This is a genomic window from Paraburkholderia sp. J67, from assembly GCF_905220265.1.
Taxonomy (GTDB): Bacteria; Pseudomonadota; Gammaproteobacteria; order Burkholderiales; family Burkholderiaceae; genus Paraburkholderia.
The window spans coordinates 1-226 of the sequence record NZ_CAJMZK010000147.1 but is presented as its reverse complement, the minus strand read 5'-3'; the positions used below and the strand labels follow the sequence as shown (position 1 = coordinate 226).

The following is a 226-nucleotide window of genomic DNA, read 5'->3' as shown; positions in this document are numbered from 1 at the left end:
AACGAACGTCGCCTTCGGCCTCAAGCAGGAAGGCGTACCCAAGAACGAAATCAAGGAACGCGTGGCAGACGCGCTCAATCTCGTGCAGATGAGCCGCTACGCCAAGCGCAAGCCGCATCAGCTCTCCGGCGGCCAGCAGCAGCGCGTCGCGCTCGCCCGCTCGCTCGTCAAGCGCCCCAAGCTGCTGCTGCTCGACGAGCCGATGTCCGCGCTCGACAAGAAGATT

Annotated in this window: 1 protein-coding gene; it reads left to right on the top strand. The window is 64.2% G+C overall.

Annotated elements, in window-relative coordinates; all coding sequences use genetic code 11:
- Nucleotides 1-226, top strand: a 226-nt coding sequence (locus tag U5782_RS41545) for an ATP-binding cassette domain-containing protein (RefSeq protein ID WP_322049659.1), incomplete at both ends; no start/stop codon positions are given.